The 20,006-nt window shown below is 54.3% G+C and carries 17 protein-coding genes and 1 pseudogene; 10 read left to right on the top strand and 8 right to left on the bottom strand.

Features of this window, described 5'->3' with window-relative positions:
• Positions 1 to 105 precede the first annotated feature (105 nt).
• On the top strand, positions 106 to 654 hold the full coding sequence (locus RHN82_RS21350) for a winged helix DNA-binding protein (RefSeq protein WP_047050956.1): 549 nt from the start codon (positions 106 to 108) through the stop codon (positions 652 to 654).
• Here the strand turns inward: RHN82_RS21350 and glgX are convergent.
• The 3 genes from glgX to treZ are packed head-to-tail and all read right to left on the bottom strand — an operon-like array spanning position 651 to position 6,994.
• Positions 651 to 2,726 (bottom strand): glycogen debranching protein GlgX, encoded by a 2,076-nt coding sequence (glgX, locus tag RHN82_RS21345; protein WP_047050957.1) that lies wholly within the window; start codon positions 2,724 to 2,726, stop codon positions 651 to 653. The two genes, RHN82_RS21350 and glgX, sit on opposite strands and share 4 nt — an antisense overlap.
• A gap of 15 nt (positions 2,727 to 2,741) precedes the next feature.
• Complete coding sequence (gene treY, locus RHN82_RS21340) at positions 2,742 to 5,210, bottom strand: malto-oligosyltrehalose synthase (protein ID WP_047050958.1); 2,469 nt, start codon at positions 5,208 to 5,210, stop codon at positions 2,742 to 2,744.
• Positions 5,207 to 6,994, bottom strand: a complete 1,788-nt coding sequence (gene treZ / locus RHN82_RS21335) for a malto-oligosyltrehalose trehalohydrolase (protein ID WP_047050959.1) — start codon at positions 6,992 to 6,994, stop codon at positions 5,207 to 5,209. The genes treY and treZ overlap by 4 nt, the downstream gene beginning before the upstream one ends.
• Before the next feature lie 131 nt (positions 6,995 to 7,125).
• On the opposite strand from treZ, the gene RHN82_RS21330 reads away from it, so the two are divergent.
• From RHN82_RS21330 to RHN82_RS21315, 4 genes are all read left to right on the top strand, one after another.
• Positions 7,126 to 7,653 carry a GNAT family N-acetyltransferase gene (locus RHN82_RS21330; protein WP_032648345.1) on the top strand — a complete coding sequence of 176 codons (528 nt, stop codon included), beginning with the start codon at positions 7,126 to 7,128 and terminating at the stop codon, positions 7,651 to 7,653.
• 111 nt (positions 7,654 to 7,764) lie between these two features.
• Positions 7,765 to 8,649 carry an SDR family oxidoreductase gene (locus RHN82_RS21325; protein WP_022651207.1) on the top strand — a complete coding sequence of 295 codons (885 nt, stop codon included), beginning with the start codon at positions 7,765 to 7,767 and terminating at the stop codon, positions 8,647 to 8,649.
• A 107-nt stretch (positions 8,650 to 8,756) separates the two neighbouring features.
• The gene (locus tag RHN82_RS21320) at positions 8,757 to 9,734 is read left to right on the top strand and encodes an MBL fold metallo-hydrolase (protein ID WP_047050961.1); all 978 of its coding nucleotides are present in this window, start codon (positions 8,757 to 8,759) and stop codon (positions 9,732 to 9,734) included.
• Position 9,735: 1 nt separating this feature from the next.
• Complete coding sequence (locus RHN82_RS21315) at positions 9,736 to 10,644, top strand: LysR family transcriptional regulator (RefSeq protein WP_047050963.1); 909 nt, start codon at positions 9,736 to 9,738, stop codon at positions 10,642 to 10,644.
• On the opposite strand, the gene RHN82_RS21310 is transcribed toward RHN82_RS21315, so the two are convergent.
• Positions 10,635 to 11,519 (bottom strand): LysR substrate-binding domain-containing protein, encoded by an 885-nt coding sequence (locus RHN82_RS21310; protein WP_047050964.1) that lies wholly within the window; start codon positions 11,517 to 11,519, stop codon positions 10,635 to 10,637. The two genes, RHN82_RS21315 and RHN82_RS21310, sit on opposite strands and share 10 nt — an antisense overlap.
• A gap of 111 nt (positions 11,520 to 11,630) precedes the next feature.
• Here RHN82_RS21310 and RHN82_RS21305 point away from each other — a divergent pair, with 111 nt between their 5' ends.
• The 3 genes from RHN82_RS21305 to RHN82_RS21295 all read left to right on the top strand — a co-directional run bounded on the left by RHN82_RS21305 (position 11,631) and on the right by RHN82_RS21295 (position 14,827).
• Entirely contained in the window at positions 11,631 to 13,112 is a 1,482-nt protein-coding gene (locus RHN82_RS21305; RefSeq protein WP_047050966.1) for a UbiD family decarboxylase, read from the top strand.
• 130 nt (positions 13,113 to 13,242) lie between these two features.
• Positions 13,243 to 13,530 carry a VF530 family DNA-binding protein gene (locus RHN82_RS21300; protein ID WP_000123965.1) on the top strand — a complete coding sequence of 96 codons (288 nt, stop codon included), beginning with the start codon at positions 13,243 to 13,245 and terminating at the stop codon, positions 13,528 to 13,530.
• A gap of 7 nt (positions 13,531 to 13,537) precedes the next feature.
• Positions 13,538 to 14,827 carry a glycoside hydrolase family 10 protein gene (locus RHN82_RS21295; RefSeq protein ID WP_047050969.1) on the top strand — a complete coding sequence of 430 codons (1,290 nt, stop codon included), beginning with the start codon at positions 13,538 to 13,540 and terminating at the stop codon, positions 14,825 to 14,827.
• Positions 14,828 to 14,866: 39 nt separating this feature from the next.
• Here RHN82_RS21295 and dsbG read toward each other — a convergent pair whose 3' ends face one another.
• From dsbG to RHN82_RS21280, 3 genes are read right to left on the bottom strand one after another with little or no spacing between them, the layout of a single operon-like run.
• A complete protein-coding gene (gene dsbG, locus RHN82_RS21290) occupies positions 14,867 to 15,643 on the bottom strand; it encodes a thiol:disulfide interchange protein DsbG (RefSeq protein ID WP_022651212.1) in 777 nt (258 codons plus the stop codon).
• A 41-nt stretch (positions 15,644 to 15,684) separates the two neighbouring features.
• Positions 15,685 to 16,242: a sigma-70 family RNA polymerase sigma factor gene (locus RHN82_RS21285; RefSeq protein ID WP_310399376.1), complete on the bottom strand. Its 558-nt coding sequence runs from the start codon at positions 16,240 to 16,242 to the stop codon at positions 15,685 to 15,687.
• 5 nt (positions 16,243 to 16,247) lie between these two features.
• Positions 16,248 to 16,661 carry a hypothetical protein gene (locus RHN82_RS21280; RefSeq protein WP_015570500.1) on the bottom strand — a complete coding sequence of 138 codons (414 nt, stop codon included), beginning with the start codon at positions 16,659 to 16,661 and terminating at the stop codon, positions 16,248 to 16,250.
• A 539-nt stretch (positions 16,662 to 17,200) separates the two neighbouring features.
• Here RHN82_RS21280 and RHN82_RS21275 point away from each other — a divergent pair.
• On the top strand, positions 17,201 to 18,550 hold the full coding sequence (locus RHN82_RS21275; protein WP_047050974.1) for an AAA family ATPase: 1,350 nt from the start codon (positions 17,201 to 17,203) through the stop codon (positions 18,548 to 18,550).
• A 117-nt stretch (positions 18,551 to 18,667) separates the two neighbouring features.
• Here RHN82_RS21275 and RHN82_RS24590 read toward each other — a convergent pair.
• Positions 18,668 to 18,757 (bottom strand): annotated as a pseudogene (locus RHN82_RS24590) (transcriptional regulator); the annotation flags it as partial.
• Between the two features lie 123 nt (positions 18,758 to 18,880).
• Between RHN82_RS24590 and RHN82_RS21270 the strand changes: the two are divergent.
• Positions 18,881 to 20,001, top strand: a protein-coding gene (locus tag RHN82_RS21270; protein WP_085950818.1) for an IS3-like element ISSen4 family transposase whose coding sequence is annotated in 2 segments (ribosomal slippage) — positions 18,881 to 19,139 and positions 19,139 to 20,001 — 1,122 coding nt in all. Because the reading frame shifts where the segments join, the coding sequence is not laid out codon by codon here.
• Positions 20,002 to 20,006: the final 5 nt, after the last annotated feature.

Here is a 20,006-nt window from a genome sequence, read left to right as displayed (position 1 = left end):
ACCTGCACTAAAAAGCTATATCTGAACGTCAAAAACATGTAAACAATTTATCAATAAAATGTTCTTATTTTATCGACGGGTTTACATTTCGGGGGAAGGATCGTTATGACAGTAAAGAAAAAGACGACAGCGTTAAACCACGACGATATTGCGGACGGGCGAATCGTCTCCTCCCGTCATCTCGTCTCAGAGCGGTGTGCTGAATTATCAGAGCTGGAATATGCGCTGATCATGACCAGCAATGCGTTTAACAAATGGATGGTGCGCTGCATGACCGCAGCGGGTGAACCGGATATGGGGGCCTTTGACGTTTCGCTTCTGCACCACGTAAATCACCGCAACCGCAAGAAAAAGCTGGCCGACATCTGCTTTGTGCTGAACGTGGAAGATACCCACGTGGTGACGTATGCGCTGAAAAAGCTGGTTAAGGCGGGATATGTCACCAGTGAGAAAGCCGGAAAAGAGCTTTTTTTCTCCACTACGAAGGAGGGAAAAGCGCTGTGCATGAAGTACCGGGAGGTGCGGGAGGCCTGCCTGATCAACATTCATGCGGACAGCGGCATTCCGGGCGCGTCGATTGGCGAGACCGCGCAGTTACTCCGCGCGATCTCCTCCCTGTATGATACCGCCGCACGCGCGGCGGCCTCGCTTTAAGGACGGCGGAAAAGCGACATGCTCCGCCCGGCCAGTTCATAATCGACGGATTCCGTGATGATTTCCCCTATGGGGGCATCATCCGCCGTCGAAAGCTCCAGCACCCAACCCCCTTCGCCAAACTGCGGGATCTGGAATGGCACCGTGCCTTCAAACGGGTTAAACAGCATCAGCACGTCGTGCCAGACGCCCTCTTCCTGCTCAAGATCGGGACGGCTGATGGCAAGACCAAGGGTGGAACCCTCGTCCCATTGTTCCGACTGCTGCGGTCCGCCACCGGCGTTAAACCAGCGGATCTCCAGGCCGTCGCGCCAGTTTTCACGTCGCAGCAGCGGCTGCGTCGCGCGCAGGGCAATCAACCGACGGGTAAAGTCGCGCAGCTTCTCGTCGTTTTCAGTGAGTCCTTCCCAGTTTACCCAGGAGATCTCGCTGTCCTGACAATAGCCGTTATTATTGCCCTTTTGCGTCCGGCCAAACTCATCGCCTGCCAGCAGCATCGGCGTACCGTGGGAGAAGAAGAGCGTGGTGAGGAAGTTGCGCTTTTGCCGCTCGCGGGTGGCGATGATATCCGGGTTCTCCGTCGGCCCCTCTTCGCCGTAGTTATACGACCGGTTATCGTTATGTCCGTCGTTATTATCTTCCCCGTTATCGGCGTTATGTTTCTCGTTGTACGACACCAGGTCGTTCAGCGTGAATCCGTCATGCGCGGTAATAAAATTGACGCTGGCCCACGGACGACGCCCGCGCAGATCGTACAAATCACCGGACCCTAACAGACGGGCGGCAAAATCGTTAGAGACGTTATCCCCCTTCCAGTATTCACGTACCGTATCGCGGTATTTGTCGTTCCACTCACCCCAGCCTGGCGGGAAGCCCCCCACCTGATACCCGCCGGGGCCGATATCCCACGGCTCACCGATGAGCTTCAGCTTCGACAGCACCGGATCCTGGGTCACGGCATCGAAGAAGCCGCCGCGCGGATCGAACCCCTCCGGCTCACGTCCGAGAATGGTCCCGAGGTCAAAGCGGAAACCGTCAATCTGCATCGATTCCGCCCAGTAGCGGAGGGAGTCCATGACCATCTGCAACACGCGCGGGTGCGAAGTATTAACGGTGTTCCCGGTGCCGGTGTCGTTGATGTAATACCGGTGCTGATCCGGCATGGTGCGGTAATAGCAGAAGTTATCAATCCCCTTAAACGACAGGGTTGGCCCCAGCTCGTTGCCCTCCGCCGTGTGGTTATAGACCACGTCGAGGATCACCTCAATGCCCGCGTCATGATAAGCACGCACCATGTCGCGAAAACCCTGGATCCCCGCCGGGCCGTAATAGCGGGACGCTGGCGCAAAGAAAGCGAGCGAGTTATAGCCCCAGAAGTTTTTCAGGCCGCGATCGAGCAGGTGCTGATCGTCAGGGAACCAGTGAACCGGAAGCAGCTCGACCGAGGTAATGCCGAGGTTTTTGATGTACTCCACCGACGCTTTATGCCCCATCCCCTCAAACGTACCGCGCAGTTCAGGCGGAATAGCCGGGTTAAGCTGGGTAAAGCCTTTTACGTGGCTCTCATAGACCACGGTATGCGGCCACGGGATATCGGGTCGGCGGGAGTCTTGCCAGTCAACGGCATTGGGGTCAATGACCTTACATTTGGGCGTAAACGGCGCGCTGTCTCGCGTATCAAAGCTGAGATCCAGCTCGTCGTGTCCCAGCTCATAGCCGAAGTGGGCATCGTTCCACTCAATGTCACCCACCAGTTCACGGGCATAGGGGTCAATAAGCAGCTTATTGGGATTGAAGCGGTGACCGTTCTCCGGATCGTAAGGGCCATACACACGGTAACCATACAGCGCCCCCGGTTTCAGATCCGGCACATAGCCGTGCCAGACCTCATGGGTATATTCCGGCAGTTCCAGGCGAGCGATTTCTGTTTTTCCCGAAGGATCAAACAGACACAGCTCCACCCGCTCCGCGTGGGCGGAAAACAGGGCGAAGTTCACCCCTTTCCCGTCATAATTTGCGCCCAACTGCTGGCCATGACCGGCCCGAATTTCAAACGTTGTATCCTTTGGCATTTTTGTTCTCCTCGATTAGTCGCAGGTAAGCAGAACCAACAAACATCCCTTTTCAGACGTTAAATCCAGCGTCTCTGGCAGAAGGCGGCGCTCACCGGTAAACAGATCCCGGTAGTGCTTCCCGGCCAGCTCCTGGGGTATGGCCACGGTAGTATTGGCCCAAAGCATCGCATTGTCGGTGACGTCAAACACCAGGCGCGGCACGGCGACAATCAGCGCCTCGTCATCTTTTATGCGGGCATAAACGATCAGATTCTCCTCCCGCTCGCCGGTCACCTTCAGCGGCAGCCAGTCGCCATAGCGGAAAAGCGTGGGGTAATGCGGCCGCAGCCGTAACAGCGTGGCGGTGACGTACTGCTTCACGCTGCCATCTCGCCAGCGTTGCGCATCGTTAAAGAGTGCTGCATCCGCCGCGCTGAGGTTTTTCGCCAGCGCGGTGAAATCCGGTTCGCGGCGGTTATCCGGGTCGACCAGGCTGAAGTTAAGCCCTTCGCTGCCCTGGTAGATGTCCGGTACGCCTGGCGCAGTCAGCTTGATCACCGTCTGGCTCAGGCTGTTCATTAATCCCGCCCGAATAAACGGCTGGAGTGCGGCACTGAAATCACGCAGGAACAGGGTGTTATCCGGGGAGAGCAGATGGCGCACGTAGTCCAGCACCACGCTCTCGTACCCTTCGTTGCTGTCGATCCAGTCGGTACGCTGCTTGGCCTCGCGCAGGGCTTTCTCAATAAAGCCGAGGAAACGCTCTTCCAGTGACTTAAGACCCTCACGATCGTCAGGCGACAGCGTGGCTGGCCAGACGCCCGCCAGCGCCTGGAAGATCATCCAGGTGTCGGCGGCGTTCGGCGCGGTGCCGTCGTTGAGGAATCGGACCTGCGTCTGGTTCATCTGCCGCCAGCGCGCCAGGTTTTCTCCCCACAGTTCTGGCGCTTCCGTCAGAGTGTATAGTCGCGCTCGCGCATCCTCGCCGCGTTTGGTGTCGTGGGTGGAGGTTCCAAGCAGCGCATCGGGCTGGCGGGCAAGACGAATGCGCATCTCCTGATGAAAACGGGAAAGTGAAAACGCGCGCGGCGTCGGGTCGGCGCCGACTTCGTTCAGGGCCAGCTCCAGGTTATGGCGGAAGAACAGCGTATCCTCTACCGATTTCGCCATCAGCGGCCCGGTCAGTTGCTGAAAACGGGTGCGGAAAAGCGAGGCCAGCGCGTGGTCCTCCTCCGGCAGATCGCCGGTAAGAATACGCACGATCAGGCTGAGCGCGGGTTCAGAGGTGTCGACGCTGGCGACCACGCGACTGAGCAGCGCCACATCCGGTGGCGTCAGCCCCTCTCCGGTGCCGTAGGTGCGATACACCGGAAACGCGATAAGCAGCTCGCGCAGGGCATGGCGGATATCCTCATGCTCCACTTCGGCGCCGTTATGCCCGGCCAGCTCGCTGGCTATTTTGAGCAGCGTGGTAAATTCACCCTCAAAATTACGATCGGTCATCAGCCCTTTGGCTTTGCGAAGTTCCGTCTGCCTGTCCACGGTCGTAGCCAGCGTCTCGTCGTAGAGCGTTTCCAGCCGCGAGAGGTTGCTATCATCCACCAGCACTTCCGCCAGCGAGGCGATGAACTCATAGCCCGTGGTCCCCGAGACCGGCCACTCCGGAGGAAGCTGTTCCCCTTTGGCGAGGATCTTCTCTACCGTGATGTAGCAATCCGGCCCGGTCGCCGCACGCAGGCGCTGCAAATAGCCCAGCGGATCGGCAAGCCCATCCACATGGTCAATGCGCAGGCCGTCGACTACCCCGGCGTGGACAAGCTCAAGGATCAGGCGGTGCGTGTCTGCGAAGACCGCCTCATCCTCTACCCGCACGCCGACCAGCCCGGTGATTTCAAAGAAGCGCCGCCATGAAAGCTGTTTCGGCGCTTCCCGCCAGGACATCAGCCGCCAGCTTTGCGCCTCGTGGATCTCAACGATGCTCTTGCCTTCGGCATACGTGCCGGGATTAAGCGGATAGGCGGTATCATAGTAAACCAGCGCTGCGCTGTTGGTGACACTGTCACGTTTTAAGGTGATAGCCCCCCGCTCCAGCTCGGCTTCAAAGGTGTCGCCAAGAAACGGCAACGTCAGCGGTCGGGACCAGTCGATATCAAAATACGCCGCATAGCGGCTCTGCCTGCCGTGTTCGATAACATCGCGCCACCAGCGGTTTTCCAGCGAGGTCGACATATGGTTAGGAACGATATCCAGAATCAGCCCCATCCCCGCCTGTTTCAGCGCTGCCGCCATGCGGTCAAACCCTTCCCGCCCGCCAATCGCCGGGTCGATTTCGTTGGGGTCGGTCACGTCATAGCCGTGGGTGGAATCCGTGGTTGCGGTGAAAACAGGCGACGCGTAAAGATGGCTGATTCCAAGGTCTTTCATATACGGAATCAGGTCCACCACGCGATCGAAGGTCATGCCGTTGCGAAACTGAATTCGGTAAGTAGAGGAAGGGATCATAGCGCTGCTTCTCCATCAGCAAAGCGAACAATAATGCTGTTCGGCGGCAGGTTATCGACTGCCTCCGGCCAGCTAAAGATCGTTTTTCCGGGCAGGTCCGGTAAGGCGAGCGGCTTTTTGCCGATATTCAGCGCCAGCGACAGCGTGCCGGACGGAAAACGCCAGCTCACGGCAACCATGCCGAGCGCTGTTTGCAGGACGTTACCCTCCACGGCGCCCCGCTGTTTCAGTAACGGGACGATAAAGCGCTGACGCAGCGCAATCAGTTCGCGCGTCACGTGCAGCCACGCCCTGCCTTCCTCCGTGTCTGCCTTGTTCCAGTCAAGCTTCGACCGCATAAAGGTATTGACGTCATTGGGGTCCGGTACGGTTTCATCGTGCCCGGCATGGCCGGTAAACTCTTTCGCGCGCCCTTCCCGCACGGCTTTCGCCAGGTCGCCGTGGAAGTCGGTGAAAAAGAGGAACGGATGCGTTTCGCCATACTCCTCCCCCATAAACAGCAGCGGAATATGGGGCGACAGGAGCAGCGCCGCGAACAGCACACGCGTTTTATCCGCGCCTGCCAGAGAGATAAGCCTCTCCCCCTGGGCACGGTTGCCGACCTGGTCGTGGTTCTGGATAAAATCGACAAAAAACTGAGGGGGTTGCTCACGACACTCTACCCCGCGCGATTTCCCGGTCTGAAGCGAGATTTCCCCCTGGTAGACAAAGCCCTCTGCCAGCGCCCGCGCCAGTTTTTTCTCCGGCTCAAAGGCAAAATCCTGATAGTAGGCGTGTGTTTCCCCGGTCGCGAAGACATGCGCGGCGTTGTGAAAATCATCATTCCATTCGGCGGTGAAAAGCGGCGTCTGACCATGCTCATCGCGCGGATGCAGAAAAATCACGTTGCGACTGTCTTCGGTGGTCAGATGGATATGCCGATCCGGAAATGCGTCGCGGATCCGTTGCGCTATCTCGGGAAGAATATGGGTCTCAGCGTCGTCATGGATCTGGTCGATGGCGTCGAAGCGCAGACCGTCAAGATGATACTCCGAGAGCCAGAATAACGGCGCCTCAGCGATGTATTGCCGGACGGCCTCAACCTCATAGGCAATACCGTTGCCCCACGGGGTCATGCGATCCTGATGGAAAAACGCCGGCGAGAGCAACGGCAGGTAGTTCCCTTCCGGGCCAAAGTGGTTGAGTACAATATCCAGCACCACGGAAAGCCCGAGCGCGTGGGCGGCATCGATGAAGGCATGAAAATCATCCGGTGTGCCATAAGCCGAGTGCGGGGCATACAGCAGCACGCCGTCATACCCCCATCCGCGCGCCCCCCCGAACTGGGACACGGGCATCACTTCCAGTTGCGTAACACCCAGTTCGGCCAGATAAGGCAGTTTGTCGATGGCCGCTCTGAAGGTTCCTTCCCCGGTGAAGGTGCCGATATGCAGCTCGTAGATCACCGTCTCTTCCCACGGTCGTCCCTGCCATTCCCGCTGAGTGGGCAGGCTGCGACGCGGGTCGATCACCACCGACGGGCCGTTGACGTCAGACTGCTGCGCGCGCGAGGCAGGGTCCGGCACCGCCATTCCATCCTGTAAAACAAACTGATACGTCGTACCGTGCCTGACGCCGGGCACATCAATCTGAAACCAGCCGTCGCCCACCGCCGCCATGGGAATGTCGGTATCGGTTAAACGCAACGTGAGATCTTTTTGCCCTTCTGCCCAGACGCGAAAACGTACAACGTCATCGGAAATAAACTCAGCACCCCAGTGCCTGCGACATGTTCTGAATTCCATTCATTGTCCTCGAATGACCACATTTTACGCGGAACGAAATACAAGCTTAGACCAGGATCTACAGAGTGTTATGCCAGCAGGGTATGCCGCTTCGTCTATTATCTATTTATTACTCCCACTTAAGGAATACTATGCATATTCGAAAAGGATTAAGTACCGACCTCGCCCGTCTTGAATGTTGTGATTTTTCTTTCACGGTTGAGGAGATTGCAAGAGAGCCATTTCTCAATGGTGATTTGCATATCGAGGCGCTGACCGAACCTTATCTAAAAACCTATGAACTGGATCTCCAGACGCTGGAAAATCATTGCGTTAATCCGGATTCAATATTTCTTATCGCCGAAACGGATGACGGTGAAATCGCTGGTTTTATTACCGCGTCCTGCAACTGGAATAAATTTATTTCGGTGGATTACATTGCCGTGGAGCGTTCAAAACGTCGTACGGGCGCGGCGCACAAGCTGATGTCCGCCACCCACGTCTGGGCGCGAAGCCTCAATGCGCCCGGCTTACGGCTGGAGACGCAAAACGTTAATGTTTCTGCCTGTCTGTTCTATCGTCACTATGGCTTTATTCTGGGCGGTTACGATCGCTATCTTTACAACGCCCTGCCGGAAAAAGATGAGGTCGCCCTTTTCTGGTATTACATGCTGGCTTGAGAAAATATTTTATATCCGCTACCGGAAGATAGATTTGTCTGAATTTGTCAATTTTGCCCGCTTACGTTTAATTAACGACTAATCTTGGAATTCACTATTAAGGAGGCCGGTATGTCTACAGGAAATAATCACACGCTGCATTACCCTCGTCCACCGTTTGCTGAACAACCGCAAAGGGCCCCCGGGCTGGCATCGGAAATGAAGCCAATACCGGATCATGGTGAAACAAGTTATATCGGGTCTGGAAAACTGGCAGGAAAAAAAGCGCTGATTACCGGCGGTGATTCCGGAATTGGTCGCGCGGTAGCGATCGCCTATGCCCGTGAAGGTGCGGATGTCGCTATTGGCTATTTGCCGGAAGAGGAGTCCGATGCGGCATCGGTCATTGCGCTGATTCAGGCTGAAGGCCGTAAAGCGGTCGCCATTCCGGGCGACATTCGCGTGGAGTCGTTCTGCGATACGCTGGTGGAAAAAGCCGTCGCGGAACTGGGTGGCCTGGATATCCTGGTGAACAACGCCGGACGCCAGCAGTACTGCGAATCGATCGACGATCTCACCACGGCAGATTTTGACGCGACGTTTAAGACCAACGTCTATGCCCCCTTCTGGATCACCAAAGCTGCGCTGCGCCATTTGCAGGAAGGCGCCGTGATCATCAACACCACTTCCGTTCAGGCGTTTAAACCGAGCGCGATCCTGGTGGACTATGCGCAAACCAAAGCCTGTAACGTGGCCTTTACCAAGTCTCTGGCCCAGCAGCTGGGACCGCGTGGCATTCGGGTGAATGCCGTCGCGCCTGGCCCATACTGGACGCCTCTTCAGTCCAGCGGCGGTCAGCCGCAGTCCAAAGTTCAGAAGTTCGGGGAAGATACGCCCCTGGGCAGACCGGGCCAGCCGGTTGAAATCGCACCGCTGTATGTGCTGTTTGCCTCCGATACCTGCTCATACGCCTCCGGGCAAGTATGGTGCTCTGACGGCGGTACCGGCGTACTGTAAAGCATCCTCTCAGACCTATCCATTCCATGGATAGGTCACATTCACTTCCCGGCGGTTCTCAAAAATCTCAGTTGAACTATGATGAACTTACTATTGAGGAGCCCATCATGTTTACTGTGAAAAAACTTGCGATATCAACCCTGTTGACCGGTTCGGTTTTATTCTTTCCCGCGACCCACGCGGTGGCCAGCGTTCCGCAGCATGTGGTGAAACAGCAGGCTGGCGGCTACAGCGTTCAGGTTGGCGATACGATTGTCACCGCCTTTACGGACGGCAGCGTGCCGCAGGATCTGCACGCCTTACTGCGCCGGACGACGGCAGAAAATACCGATGCGTTACTGGCTAAAAACTTCCAGGCCAATCCGGTGGAAGCGTCGATTAACGCGTTCTATATCGCCATCCCCGGCCACAAAATTCTGGTGGATACCGGTTCCGGTCAGCTGTTTGGCCCCGGCAAAGGCGGGCGGCTGATTGAGAGCCTGGCGACGCAGGGCATTAAACCGCAGGATATTACCGATATCCTTATCACCCATGCGCACTCCGATCACGCTGGCGGCCTGGTTAAAGACGGTCAGCGCGTGTTTACCCGCGCGCAGGTCTATGTCGGCAAACCGGATATCGATTTCTTCTTTAACGACGAGAACCAGAAAAAGTCTGGCTATGACCAGAACTACTTCGACGTCGCGCACAAGACCTTAAAGCCCTATCTGGATGCCGGAAAAGTGACGACCTTCTCCGGCACGGAAAAGCTTCTGCCGGGCATCAGCGGGACGGTTCACCCGGGCCACACCCCAGGGTCCGCGTTCTACACGCTGGAGAGCAAAGGTGAAAAAATGACGTTTGTCGGCGACATCATTCACGTTGCCGCGGTTCAGTTCCCGCAGCCCAACGTGACGATTGCTTACGATGAGGATCAGGACGGTGCCGCCCGGGTACGCAACGCAGCTTTCGCTGAGTTTGTGAAAAACAAAGATCTGATTGCGGCGCCACATCTGCCTTTCCCCGGGATCGGCTATGTGACGAAAGGTGAGCGGGAAGGCTACGCGTGGGTTCCGGTGACCTATACCAACCGTGACGCAAAATAAGATGTCCCCCTCCGATATGGATATGGACCTGATCCTGACGCTGGATGCGTTACTCAGGGACCAGAATATCACCCATGCGGCCGCGCGGCTGGGCATCAGCCAGCCGGCGATGTCTGCTCGCCTTGCGCGCCTGCGCGTGTTGTTCGGTGAGCCGCTGTTTGTCCCTTCCCCACACGGACGTGGGGTGTTACCAACGCCGCGCGCCGAGGCGTTAAGGCCGCAGGTCGCGACGGTTTTGCAGGGTATATCAGCGATGCTTGAACCCTCCACGTTCAACGCGCAGGACAGCAACCGCACCTTTGTGATTGCCCTGCACGAGAACCCGGCGCTGATGCTGGGGGCTGAGCTACAGAATCAGATTAGCAGTGCGGCACCAGGCATACGCCTGCGTTTTGCACTCCCGGAAACCCAGCTGCTGCCAGCACAGATGGAAAATGGCGATGTGGATATTTATGTCGGCGTTAATGCGGGGGCGCACGATGCATGGATCAGACGCAAGCTGTTTGACGATGAATATGCCACAGCCCAGCGTAAAGGCCATCCGCGCGGTACGGGGCCGATGGATCTGGAAAGCTATTGCAGCCTTTCCCACCTGGTGGTTTCATCCGAGGGCGACCCGTTCGCAGGCTTTGTCGATCAGCATCTGGCGGGGCTTGGCCACCAGCGTAACGTGGTGATGTCGACGCAAAGCTATGCGATGGCGCCTGCGATTGTTGCCGGTACCGATTTGCTCTGCACCCTACCCAGACGCATGTTGCTACGTTTTACGCAAACGCTTGATATTTTTCCGCCGCCGCTGGATCTCCCGCCGATCGTTATCGGTATGTACTGGCACCCGAAAAACAGCCAGGATCCGGCTAACCGCTGGCTACGTGAACAGCTTCTTCAGGCCGCCGGACGTCAGGTATGATCGAGGATGCTCATCAATTTTTTCAGCACCTCAGAGCGAATAATCCGGTGGCAAACCAGCGTCAGCTCACTCTCCCGGAGTCGGTCAAGAATATCCACAAAGACGACGTTTTGTACGCATATCGCCTTCGCTGAGGCGGGCAGCATGGCGATGCCAAACCCTGCCGAGACGAGGCTTATCACCGTGGGGACATCGGTGGCATTTTGCACAACGTCAGGCTGTATGCCCGCGCTGTGGCAGGCATCATAGAAATATTGTTCCAGTCCCATCCCCTCCGGGTCGCGCAGGGCGATCCACTTCTCCTCTTTCACCGACGCAAGCGTCAGCGCGGCGGAGCTCGCCAGACTGTGTTGACGAGGTAAGGCCAGCACGGCTTTTTCCGTTGTGAAAGGACGGCTTTGCAGATCGTCAGGCAATAGCGGTAACGGGGCACGAATAATGGCCACATCCAGCTGGTTGCTTTGCACGCCGGTATAAAGGGTTTGCACGTTTCCCGTCATCATGGAAAGGCTGATAGCTGGCCATTTCTCATGTAAAAGCCGCAGCGCGGCGGGCAGCTTACTGTCGAATATCGCGCTTGAAACACATCCGAGATTCAGCACGCCCTGTTCCCCTCTGGCCGTCTGTCTGGCATCCAGAATCGCCTGATCGGTCATTAAAATCGCGACTCTGGCTTTACTGAGAAATGCCTCACCGGCTGGCGTCAGCGTCAGGCGACGATTCGCCCGGCTAAAGAGCATTACCCCCAGACGATCTTCCAGCGTTTTTATCTGCTGGCTCAGCGCGGGCTGCGCCATGCTAAGGCGCTCCGCCGCACGATGCATGTGAAGCTCTTCCGCCACCACGATAAAATTGCGCATCAGTCGAAACTGCATACTGTGCCTTCACTATTGATAATAAAATTCATATTAAAATAGCATAAATGATGCAATTGATAGCCCTCTTCGTCCGGTTAAGAATGGAAGCATTCATCCGAGGGGGAAAATATGGAAAACCACATCAACGATCTCAGAAGTGCTATCGAACTGCTCAAACGCCATGAAGGTCAATACCTTGAAACCAGCCATCCGGTCGATCCTGACGCGGAGCTGGCAGGTGTGTACCGGCACATTGGTGCTGGCGGCACGGTAAAACGTCCGACGCGCATCGGCCCGGCGATGATGTTTAACGCTATAAAGGGGTATCCCGACTCCCGTATTCTGGTCGGAATGCACGCCAGCCGCGAGCGGGCGGCGCTCCTGTTGGGCTGCGAGCCCTCTGAACTGGCAAAACACGTCGGCCAGGCCGTGAAAAACCCGATTGCTCCCGTTGTGGTTCCGGCGGCCCAGGCGCCGTGTCAGGAACAGGTGTTTTATGCCGACGATCCGGACTTCGATCTGCGTAAATTGCTTCCGGCACCGACCAACACGCCGATAGATGCCGGTCCGTTCTTCTGTCTGGGGCTGGTGCTGGCAAGCGATCCGGAAGATGCCTCCCTGACCGATGTCACTATTCACCGTCTTTGCGTTCAGGAGCGCGATGAGCTCTCCATGTTCCTTGCCGCGGGCCGCCATATAGAGGTGTTCCGTAAGAAAGCCGAGGAGGCGGGCAAACCGTTGCCGGTCACGATCAATATGGGTCTCGATCCCGCTATCTATATTGGCGCCTGTTTCGAAGCCCCTACCACTCCCTTCGGCTACAACGAGCTGGGTGTCGCCGGCGCGTTACGTCAGACCCCCGTCGAGCTGGTGCAGGGTGTGGCCGTAAATGAAAAAGCGATAGCGCGTGCGGAAATTATCATCGAAGGCGAACTGCTGCCGGGCGTGCGTGTAGAAGAAGATCAGCATACCCACACCGGGCACGCGATGCCGGAATTTCCCGGCTACTGCGGGGAGGCTAACCCCTCCTTACCGGTAATCAAAGTGAAGGCCGTCACGATGCGTCATCAGGCGATTCTGCAAACTCTGGTGGGACCTGGCGAAGAGCACACCACGCTGGCCGGTTTGCCAACGGAGGCCAGCATCCGGAATGCGGTGGAAGAAGCCATCCCCGGTTTTCTGCAAAACGTCTATGCGCATACCGCTGGCGGTGGGAAATTCCTTGGCGTATTGCAGGTGAAAAAACTCCAGCCTTCTGACGAAGGGCGTCAGGGTCAGGCGGCACTCATTGCGTTAGCCACCTACTCCGAGCTTAAAAACATTATTCTCGTCGACGAAGATGTGGATATTTTCGACAGCGACGACATCCTGTGGGCGATGACCACCCGTATGCAGGGCGATGTCAGCATCACCCATCTGCCGGGGATCCGCGGACACCAGCTCGATCCGTCTCAGACGCCGGACTACAGCCCCTCCATTCGTGGCAACGGGATCACCTGCAAAACGATTTTCGACTGTACGGTGCCCTGGGCACTGAAGTCCCGCTTTGAGCGTGCGCCTTTTATGGAGGTAGACCCGACGCCGTGGGCGCCTGAACTGTTTAAAAAATAGCGTTAACCGGAAAATCTTCTTCACCCTTCACGGGTGAAGAACCTCACGCTGAAATTGCCGCGTCCCCTGCTTTCTTGTAACCTTTGAGCGTTTATCACATCCCCATAAAAAATGAGACTACCGGACGCCTATGACAGCACATATTTCCAACGATCCTTTGCATGGCGTAACCCTCGAAATGCAGGTTAACGCGCTGGTTGCGCGATATGGCTGGAATGAACTGGGCAACCGAATCAAAATCAACTGTTTTCGCAAAGACCCGAGCGTTAAATCGAGTCTGAAGTTCCTGCGCCGCACCCCATGGGCGCGGGCGGAAGTTGAAGCCCTCTACCTCGACTCTCTTCACGATGACGGTAACGGGGAACAGGACGAACCGGCGTTTAATCCCTGGACGGATAGCCGGACACCCAGGAGCTAACACGCAAATGATGCGACACGTAAAACGGACTGGCGCGCTGCTTGGCTGCGCGCTTTTACTGGTAAGTTGCACTTCCAAACCACCCAAATCACTCGTTACCCCGATGCCGCAGGCGAAACCTGTACAGCAGACCAACGAACCCATGCGCGGGATCTGGCTGGCGACCGTCTCCCGTCTCGACTGGCCTCCCGTGTCATCGGTGAATGGCCGTAGCGCGGACCAGCGTATTGCCCAGCAACAGAAGGCGCTGACGGACAAACTCGATAAGCTGAAAAATCTTGGGATCAACACCGTCTTCTTTCAGGTAAAACCGGACAGTACGGCGCTGTGGGCCTCTAAAATACTGCCGTGGTCAGATACCCTGACGGGAACTATCGGGGAAGATCCCGGTTACGATCCGCTCCAGTTTATGCTGGATGAAGCGCACAAGCGTGGGATGAAGGTTCACGCGTGGTTTAACCCGTACCGCGTTTCCACCAACACGAAGCCGTCGACCATCGCCGCGCTTAACCGTACCTCATCGCTTCATCCTTCCAGCGTGTACGTCCAGCATCCGGAGTGGATCCGCACCTCGGGGGATCGTTTTGTTCTCGACCCGGGCATTCCCGACGTGCGGGACTGGATAACCCAGGTGGTGATGGAAGTGGTGAATCACTACCCTGTCGATGGCGTTCAGTTTGATGACTATTTTTACACCGAGACGCCGGGCTCCCCCCTGAATGATGCCTGGACCTTCAGGCGCTATGGCGAAGGATTTGCGTCAAAAGCAGACTGGCGTCGACACAATACGCAGCAGTTGATTGTGCAGGTCTCAAGGGCGATCAAGCAGGCTAAACCTGATGTCGAATTTGGCGTTAGCCCGGCGGGGGTCTGGCGCAATCGCTCCTTCGACCCGGCAGGCTCGGACACGCGCGGCGCCGCAGCCTACGATGAGTCCTACGCTGACACGCGCAAATGGGTACAGCAGGGTTTACTGGATTACATTGCGCCGCAGATCTACTGGCCCTTCGCCCGCGACGCGGCACGTTACGATGTGCTGACAAAATGGTGGGCTGACGTGGTGAAACCGACCCATACCCGCCTGTATATCGGGATCGCGTTCTACAAAGTGGGCGCGCCTTCCAGAAACGAACCGGACTGGACGGTGAACGGCGGCGTACCGGAGCTGAAAAAACAGCTCGACCTCAACGATTCACTGCCAGACGTTAAGGGCACCATCCTGTTCCGTGAAGACTATCTTAACCAGCCGCAGACGCAGGAGGCGGTAAATTACCTCCGGGGACGCTGGGGTAGTTAACTGAAATAAGGCAGAAACGTCCTGTTTCTGCCTTTCTTTTTACGGCTTCGGCCCGAACATCGCCTCAAGCTGTTTTGCGTCTGGCATACCCACGACCTGTTGTAGTTCGTTTTGCTCATTCAGGTAATAAATAGCCGGTGTGGCATTCGCGCCGAGACTGTCCATGAGCGTCTGGTGATTTTGCAGGATCTCAACGGTTTCCCGGGACGCCGCTCCTTCAGGTTTCGGCAGCTTTTTACCGCCGGACAGCTCGTACGCTTTCCAGGCCGACACCGGATCTTTCGCATTCAGGATCGCGGAGGCGTTACGCCCGCTGTTCGGGTTAAGAAACGCAACCAGCAGCGTGTTGAGCTGAACCTTCCCGGCCTTCACCCACGGCTGCGCTTCAGCCCAGAACTGCTTGCAGTACGGGCAGAACGGGTCGGCAAAGACGAAGACTTTGCGCGGGGCACTCTCCGCGCCCTCTTTCAGGGGATGCGCGGCATTGAGCTTTTTCCACATCTCGCGGCCCATCGGGGCGTAGATCTCTTTCTGGAAAAAGGCTTCGCTGAGGTTGGTTCCCTTCTCATCATAAAGATAGCCAGACACGACGTGCTTTCCGTCAGGGGTCAGAAAGAGCGTCACGCCCATATCCTGATATTGCCCCAGCCACGCTGGCGCGCCGCCGGGGGCGTCAATTTTCTTGATGATTTTGATGTCCTGCTGTTCACTGAAGTGCTTCACCACATCCGGAAGCGACTCCTCTGCCCTGACCAGCCCTGAAACCATCAGAGCAGAGAGTAACAGCACCTTTTTCTTTGCTAACCGTTGAAGCATAACGACCCCTTTAAAATATTGTTTTTCAGAGTGGTCGAAGTTTATTGCCCTGTCAACGCTTCATAAATATCCTTGAGGCGACTACGCAAAAATCGCACGGCTTTGTGTTTGCGGGATAATAACGCCTGCACACTGTCGCCTGTTTCCTCTGCCAGCACCTTCATGCTGTAGCCCTCAAATTCCGTTTTTTCAAACACCTCGCGCTGAGGTGACGGCAGTTCCGACAGGGCTTGCCCCAACTCCTCCCATAGCAGCATGTTGAGATACTCCTCCTCCGGCGTTTGCGGTACGCCGAATAACGTTTCTGCAATCTCCTGCTCCGGAAAGTCCTCGTCATCTGCTGTCAGGTACCCCGGCAGTGAAACCTCGTGCTTTTTTCGCGCCCGGTCGATCATCTCATTTCGTGCGGCGCGAAACAGCCAGGCGGCGACGTTCTCGACCGGCTGTTCCACTTTCATCAACTGCCAGGTCACTTCCTGAAGAATATCATCGACATCATCACGAACCGCAGTCCGTCCGCGAATGAAGGCTTTTAGCCGCGTGCGGCAGGCATTGAGTGCCGAGATCAGTAATGATTCCCCCGCCTCACCGGCTTTCATATCGCTCACTCGGCTTCCGGCGCTTTCGCACCGTTATCATCTCGCTTTTCATCCCGGCCATCGTGCCAGCGGCAATGACCGTGGCGCCCAAACCCTGCCCGACGCTGTTGAATGAAGGCCTCTCGTTGTTCGGGGCTCATATTCATCCATTGTTCGTGCATACGGCGGTGCGCACCGAACATGCCAGGACGGAAACCCAGCCCACCGAAAAGAATGCGGCTCAGCAGCAGGATCCCCAGCGCCTGCCAGAAGCCAATGGCTTTTACCCCCAGGATGGCCGGGAGCAACGCGTTCCACAGGGACATGACCAGCAGGCCAAGCACCACGAAGAGGACTGCGCCAATCACGATGCCCTTACCCATACGATGGCGGCCCAAACCACGCCCGTGACCTTTTCCGTGCATATCAAAATTTCTCATGTGTACCTCGTTTATGTTGAATGATTATGGTCTCTGATGAGGTAGACGGATGAGGAACAGAAATATTGCCGGGGAAAGATAAAATTTATGTGATAGCGGCTTTGTAGGGATAACAGTAATGGCTGAAGAAGATTGTGCAGCGGCTACATGCAGACATTAAAAAGGCTCCCTCAGGAGCTTTTTGAAAACACTCAACACTCTGAAATAAAGGAATTTATTTCAAATTGTGTCCACATATTGACCACATTGATATGAGAAGTACCGCATACGCGGGCTTCTTCTTCGGTTGAGAGAACCACACGATAGATTTACAATTGTCGATTTTTCAGATAATGTCGATGATAAATCTGATGTTCATAATTTTTAAAGAGATTAGCGAGCATTATGTCTTTTGACATTAATTAATAATAATTAGATATTACGTATTATAAATAGACCTGCGACAAAATATTAACCTTGTATTCAACGCGCATATGGGTGCAATATATTTTTCATGAAGTCAATTAACCTCTATTTTTACGATCAACGTGAGTATCAACATGAAACTTAGAAAAATCAAATGGAATAACCATACAGTTCTTGGTAACCTCTTTCTCGATTTTGTTAATTCTCAAACAAATAAACCTTACAACACCATCTTATTGGCTGGCGAAAATGGTACTGGAAAATCGACAATCCTTGATGAAATAAGTCAAGTATTAAACTATGGCTCTCATGATGGCTTTGATTACATTGAATACCAAATAGGTGACAATATATTTAAAACATCAAAATTAATTGATAGAAATAATTATGGTAACTTTTTCCAAATCTCTGATGAAAATAACAATATCAAGCAAATCAGATATGACAAATCGTATAGTTCTGAACTTATAAATTCAGATGAACAGGATCTTAGGCGATACGGTTGCGTTTACTCTCGAGCTCGCTCTGATTATAAGACTCAACCAATCATATCGACGACTATTAGCGAGCTTGATAAAATTACACATGATGTCGATGTTTTAGATGATTTTACTTCTTTAAAACAATTAATCGTTGATGTAGTTAATCAAGACAGTTCCGATTATGTCGAAACAAATATAGTTCTCGGCAACAATCCCCAGCCTTGGGATGTTTTTTATCCAACATCTAAATTATTTAGATTCAAAAACGCGTTTGATGCCTTCTTTGATAAAATGAAGTATGAAAAAGTAGCTGATAAGGATGGTGAGAAATCAATTTTATTCTCAAAGAATGGTAAGTCAATTCCAATTGATAAGTTAAGCACAGGCGAAAAGCAGGTTGTATTTAGAGGTATTTTTTTACTCAGAAATACAAATGCCTTAGATGGTGCTGTTATCATGATAGATGAACCTGAATTAAGCATGCACCCTAAATGGGAAAAGAAGATACTAAGTTATTATCAAAGCTTATTTTTCAAAGCTAATCAACAAACTGCGCAAATTATATTTGCAACTCATTCAGATCACGTCCTTAAAGAAGCCCTAGCTAATACCACAGATAATATTGTAGTGACTCTTGTTGAGAAAAATGGTACTATTGAATGTCGCAATATTGATGCTCCAACAGTATTACCTTCGATTACGTCAGCTGAAACAAACTATTTTGCTTTTGATGTTGTATCAAACGATTATCATATTGAGCTCTATGGCTGGCTTCAGGACAAAGAGAATCTAAACTCAGTTAAGCGTTGCGATGATTTTATAAAGAATCATTCAAATTATGATCCTTTAAAGCATGCCAAACTCTCTAATCATTTAACCACAACCTATGAAACACTTTGCACCTATATTCGAAATGCAATTCACCATCCTGACTCCGGTAACAAATTTACAGAATCAGAATTAAGAACATCAATTGAGTTTTTAATTGATATTTGCAAATAATTGAATAGCACTAAACTAGCACCATAGTCAGCTTAGGCTGATATTTGTATATTGTATAATACAAATAGGTCACCCCCCTAACTCCTATGGCCCCGCATTTGCGGGGCTTTCTTTTGGTCACATCCAGTGGATTTGTTGCTGGCCTGATTGGGTCGGGTGCGGCGGCGCTGGCACGACTTCACCCGGCGATACAATGAAACGCGCCAACACCTCATTGCTGACCGCATCCAACAGCACCCCACCACGCGCACAGACGCGCTGACCTGCTCCCCGTTGATTAGTACACCCCGATGTTAGTAATGTCTTCATAAGCCACATGAGGACATCCCCATGAAGAAGCGTTTTTCCGACGAACAGATCATCAGTATTCTCCGCGAAGCCGAAGCTGGGGTACCCGCCCGTGAACTCTGCCGCAAGCATGCCATTTCCGATGCCACGTTTTACACCTGGCGTAAGAAGTATGGCGGTATGGAGGTGCCTGAAGTTAAGCGCCTGAAGTCGCTTGAGGAAGAGAACACCAGACTCAAGAAGCTGCTTGCCGAAGCCATGCTGGATAAAGAGGCGCTTCAGGTGGCTCTTGGGCGAAAGTACTGACGACAGACCAGAAGCGGGAAGCCGTGATGTTGATGTGTGATGCGACCGGTCTGTCGCAACGTCGTGCCTGCAGGCTTACAGGTTTATCCCTGTCGACCTGCCGCTATGAGGCTCACCGTCCGGCTGCTGATGCGCATTTATCAGGGCGCATCACTGAGCTGGCACTGGAGCGCAGGCGTTTTGGCTACCGTCGTATTTGGCAGTTGCTGCGCCGTGAAGGGCTTCATGTTAATCATAAGCGCGTGTACCGGCTTTATCACCTCAGTGGCCTGGGCGTAAAACGCAGAAGACGTCGTAAAGGGCTGGCAACAGAACGTCTGCCGCTGCTCCGTCCGGCGGCGCCCAATCTGACCTGGTCGATGGATTTCGTCATGGACGCACTTTCCACCGGTCGCAGGATCAAGTGTCTTACCTGCGTCGATGATTTCACAAAGGAATGCCTGACGGTCACTGTTGCCTTTGGGATTTCAGGCGTTCAGGTCACGCGTATTCTGGACAGCATTGCACTGTTTCGAGGCTATCCGGCGACGATAAGAACTGACCAGGGGCCGGAGTTCACTTGCCGTGCACTGGATCAATGGGCCTTTGAGCATGGTGTTGAGTTGCGCTTAATCCAGCCGGGCAAGCCAACGCAGAACGGATTTATTGAGAGCTTTAACGGACGATTTCGCGATGAATGTTTGAATGAGCACTGGTTCAGCGATATCGTTCATGCCAGGAAAATTATTAATGACTGGCGGCAGGATTATAACGAATGCCGCCCGCACTCCACGCTGAATTATCAGACACCGTCTGAATTTGCAGCGGGCTGGAGAAAGGGTCATTCTGAGAATGAAGATTCCGACGTTACTAACTGAGTGTT

The organism is Enterobacter cloacae complex sp. EB5 (assembly GCF_031432835.1).
Classification (GTDB): Bacteria; Pseudomonadota; Gammaproteobacteria; order Enterobacterales; family Enterobacteriaceae; genus Enterobacter; species Enterobacter hormaechei_C.
This window is presented reverse-complemented; position numbering and strand designations above follow the sequence as displayed.

Excerpts from the sequence above, each read along its gene's own strand:
- RHN82_RS21280 (WP_015570500.1), bottom strand. The coding sequence starts at position 16,661 with ATGAGAAATTTTGATATGCACGGAAAAGGTCACGGGCGTGGTTTGGGC.
- RHN82_RS21285 (WP_310399376.1), bottom strand. The coding sequence starts at position 16,242 with ATGAAAGCCGGTGAGGCGGGGGAATCATTACTGATCTCGGCACTCAAT.
- RHN82_RS21300 (WP_000123965.1), top strand. The coding sequence starts at position 13,243 with ATGACAGCACATATTTCCAACGATCCTTTGCATGGCGTAACCCTCGAA.
- RHN82_RS21320 (WP_047050961.1), top strand. The coding sequence starts at position 8,757 with ATGTTTACTGTGAAAAAACTTGCGATATCAACCCTGTTGACCGGTTCG.
- treY (WP_047050958.1), bottom strand. The coding sequence starts at position 5,210 with ATGATCCCTTCCTCTACTTACCGAATTCAGTTTCGCAACGGCATGACC.
- RHN82_RS21315 (WP_047050963.1), top strand. The coding sequence starts at position 9,736 with ATGTCCCCCTCCGATATGGATATGGACCTGATCCTGACGCTGGATGCG.
- RHN82_RS21310 (WP_047050964.1), bottom strand. The coding sequence starts at position 11,519 with ATGCAGTTTCGACTGATGCGCAATTTTATCGTGGTGGCGGAAGAGCTT.
- RHN82_RS21350 (WP_047050956.1), top strand. The coding sequence starts at position 106 with ATGACAGTAAAGAAAAAGACGACAGCGTTAAACCACGACGATATTGCG.
- RHN82_RS21275 (WP_047050974.1), top strand. The coding sequence starts at position 17,201 with ATGAAACTTAGAAAAATCAAATGGAATAACCATACAGTTCTTGGTAAC.
- dsbG (WP_022651212.1), bottom strand. The coding sequence starts at position 15,643 with ATGCTTCAACGGTTAGCAAAGAAAAAGGTGCTGTTACTCTCTGCTCTG.
- RHN82_RS21305 (WP_047050966.1), top strand. The coding sequence starts at position 11,631 with ATGGAAAACCACATCAACGATCTCAGAAGTGCTATCGAACTGCTCAAA.
- RHN82_RS21325 (WP_022651207.1), top strand. The coding sequence starts at position 7,765 with ATGTCTACAGGAAATAATCACACGCTGCATTACCCTCGTCCACCGTTT.
- treZ (WP_047050959.1), bottom strand. The coding sequence starts at position 6,994 with ATGGAATTCAGAACATGTCGCAGGCACTGGGGTGCTGAGTTTATTTCC.
- RHN82_RS21330 (WP_032648345.1), top strand. The coding sequence starts at position 7,126 with ATGCATATTCGAAAAGGATTAAGTACCGACCTCGCCCGTCTTGAATGT.
- RHN82_RS21295 (WP_047050969.1), top strand. The coding sequence starts at position 13,538 with ATGATGCGACACGTAAAACGGACTGGCGCGCTGCTTGGCTGCGCGCTT.
- glgX (WP_047050957.1), bottom strand. The coding sequence starts at position 2,726 with ATGCCAAAGGATACAACGTTTGAAATTCGGGCCGGTCATGGCCAGCAG.